The following is a 3,213-nucleotide window of genomic DNA, read 5'->3' as shown; positions in this document are numbered from 1 at the left end:
TTTTCAAAGGCTTTTAGTCCTGAAAGCGTCTTATATCAATTCTCGATTTTAGATTTTCGATTTTGAATTGAACAGTCTTTGCTCTGCAGACGTTTCGGCATTCTCATCTGTACCTTTACGTTGAAGAATCGGTATTAATGCTGGTAGCTACAGCGATAACCAGCTAGTTTTTCTAAGCCTATTGACGCTTGCAGTTGGCTAGGTGCAGGGTAGCGCGATCGCTTGTAAGAGTTGTCGATTGACCCGTGAGGCTGTACAGTGAGTTCGTTTTAACTTTGCGGCTACAGGACAGTTTTTGCGATTGAACTTCAACAGCGACAGCTCTAGAACAGCTTATGATGTTTGCGCTTTTGCCTGCGATCGCTTTTTCCACGTCTTTATTCCCCTCTCCGGTTTTAGCGTCTGTGTTGGCTCAGTCGCTGCCGTCTGATATCACGCCGACCCTACCGCCCCAACCCCAAGAACCCATTCCAGAGCCGAGGCCGCTGCCTTCACCTGCCGACTTACTGCCGCTGCCCCCGGTCATCGCCCCTCCGGATGCCGAGTGGGATGTGCCGGGTACGGTGGTGGTTGAGCAGTTTCGGGTGGTAGGCAGCACGGTCTTTAGCGAAGCCGAACTCAGTCGGGCGACGGCTCCTTATACCAACCGACCCCTCACTTTTGCCGAGCTATTTGCAGCCCGCTCGGCGGTGACTCAGCTTTATGTAGAGGCGGGCTACATTACTTCTGGAGCCTATCTACCAACCGACCAGGTCATTTCAGAAGGCATCGTTGAAATTCGGGTAGTGGAAGGAACGTTGGAGGCGATCGCCATTGAAGGGTTAGAAAGGCTGAACCCTAACTATGTTCGCAGCCGCATTGCTGTAGCGGCAGACTCGCCCCTAAATGTCAATCGCTTAATCGAAGGGCTACAACTTTTGCAACTCGATCCGCTAATTGAGTCGCTCTCAGCCGATTTGGCGGCGGGTACCCAAACCGGGGAGAGTTTGTTAACCGTCACGGTTGCAGAAGCAGACAGCACCCGCGCTGATTTAATTTTAGATAATGGCCGATCGCCGACAGTTGGTACGTTTCGCCGCCGCGCTCAGCTGAGTGAGGGCAATTTGCTAGGCTTGGGCGATCGCCTGGTGTTGGGTTATAGCCAAACAGAAGGCAGTGATGCCTGGGACATCAGCTATACCGTTCCTTTCAATGCCCATAACGGTACGATTGGGCTGCTCTATAGCACCAGCGACAGCCGCGTGATTGAAGCTGACTTTGACATTTTAGATATTGAATCAGACGCTGAAGGGGTTGAACTAACCCTGCGCCAGCCTGTTTGGCAAACGCCTAGTCAAGCCTTTGCTTTAGCGATAACCCTTTCCCACGACGTTAGCCGTAGCACGTTTCAGCTACCGGGTACCGAGCGGTTGGGCTTCCCAACGCCGGGAGCCGATGCGGGCGGTGAAATTCAAATTACGGCTTTACGCTTTAGTCAAGACTGGACGCAACGACGGGCTGATCAGGTAATTGCTGTGCGATCGCAGTTTAACCTGGGGACTGACTGGTTTGAGGCCACTCTCAACGAAAATGACCAGCCCGATAGCCACTTTTTTAGCTGGCAAGGACAAGCGCAATGGGTGCAGCTTTTGGCTCGCGACACGCTGCTGCTAGCGCGATTTAACACGCAACTAGCCGATCGCCCGCTGCTGTCGCTAGAGCAGTTTCGGCTGGGTGGGGAGGGCAGCGTTCGCGGCTACCGCCAAGATCGCACCACTGCGGATAGTGGATTGTTTGCTTCTCTAGAGGTGCGCTTGCCGATTCTGCGCATTCCTGAGTGGGAAAGTTTGGTTCAACTGACGCCCTTTGTAGACTATGGGCTGGCTTGGAACCGGGGCGATCGCCCCAATCCTGAAGCCGATCAGCTGGCTTCCATCGGGTTAGGGTTGCTATGGCAAGCCAGCGATCGCTTTACGGCTCGCCTTGACTGGGGCATTCCGCTAATCGATGACAACGCCGAGGGGGACTCGTTGCAAGAAAGCGGCCTTTTATTTACCCTTTCAGGGCAGCTTTTTTAGAGGCGTTTGCCCAAGTCTGGCTGAATCTGCGGCAGCGATCGCAGCTTCAAGCTAATCGACGACTAACAGATTTCTGCACAAGCCTGCTTCGTAAACTACCGAATATCTTCATAAGAGCTTAACGAAAATATCCCGGAAACGAATTATTATCCGTGTAACCCCGGATACTTCCTCTCGATCGCCAACTGTACAGCATCGGCATGTTGTAACGGGCAATCAATGACCGACGTTAAACTTGGTTTTCTGTATGCCTGTTGTGAATTTTTGGCGATCGCTGCTAATCCTTGGCGGCGTAGCCTCTGCCGTCTGGCTAGGACAACAAGCGGCGATCGCCCAAATCATCCCAGATACTACCCTCGGTAACGAAGCCTCCGTCGTTATGCCTGATATCCCCGTACGGGGCGAATCTGCTGAACTGATTGAAGGCGGAGCCACACGCGGCGTTAACCTCTTCCACAGCTTTGCCGAATTCAATGTGGCAGAGTTGCAACGGGTTTATTTTGCTAACCCAGCAGGTATTGAAAATATTTTGGGTCGAGTCACGGGCAGCAATGCCTCCAACCTCTTAGGCACTTTGGGCGTAGATGGCAGCGCCAACCTGTTTTTGCTCAATCCCAACGGCATCGTCTTTGGCCCCAACGCTCAACTCGACATCACAGGTTCTTTCTTCGTCAGCAGCGCAGAAGCCTTTGACTTTAACGGCCAATTGTTTAGCGCCACAAATCCACAAGCTCCCACCCTACTCACTGTCAGCCTCACACCGGGGTTGCAATACAGCGCCGCCCAGCGTAGCGAGATTCGCAACCAGGCCAGTCTCTCAGTAGGGCAAGATTTGCAGCTCAATGCAGTCAATCTAGATTTGAGTGGACAGCTTAATGCCGGAGGTAACTTAACGCTGCAAGCCCAAGACACGGTGCAAATTCGAGACAATGCCACCAATCCCTTTATCGCCTCGGCGGGTGGTGAACTGCGGCTTCAAGGCAATGACAGTGTCGATATTTTTGCGCTGAACCATCCCGATAGCGCTCTGGTTGCAGGCGGAGATTTGCTTCTGAGATCTGCTAATCCGGTAATTGGCGATGCTTACTTTTGGAGCGGTGGCAACTTTGGCGTCGAGCAGCTAGACGGCAGTGCCAATAGCTTGCTCAGTCCCAAT

At 52.8% G+C, this 3,213-nt stretch carries 2 protein-coding genes; both read left to right on the top strand.

All coding sequences use genetic code 11. The features are described from left to right. Nucleotides 1-335 precede the first annotated feature (335 nt). Entirely contained in the window at nt 336-2,057 is a 1,722-nt protein-coding gene (locus ACTS3T_RS09265) for a ShlB/FhaC/HecB family hemolysin secretion/activation protein (protein WP_377968306.1), read from the top strand. Between the two features lie 247 nt (nt 2,058-2,304). Beyond that, nucleotides 2,305-3,213, top strand: a 909-nt coding sequence (locus ACTS3T_RS09260) for a filamentous hemagglutinin N-terminal domain-containing protein (protein WP_377968305.1), incomplete at its 3' end; no start/stop codon positions are given.

This window comes from Almyronema sp. (assembly GCF_052168255.1).
Classification (GTDB): domain Bacteria; phylum Cyanobacteriota; class Cyanobacteriia; order Phormidesmidales; family Phormidesmidaceae; genus Sphaerothrix; species Sphaerothrix epifaneia.
This window is presented reverse-complemented; position numbering and strand designations above follow the sequence as displayed.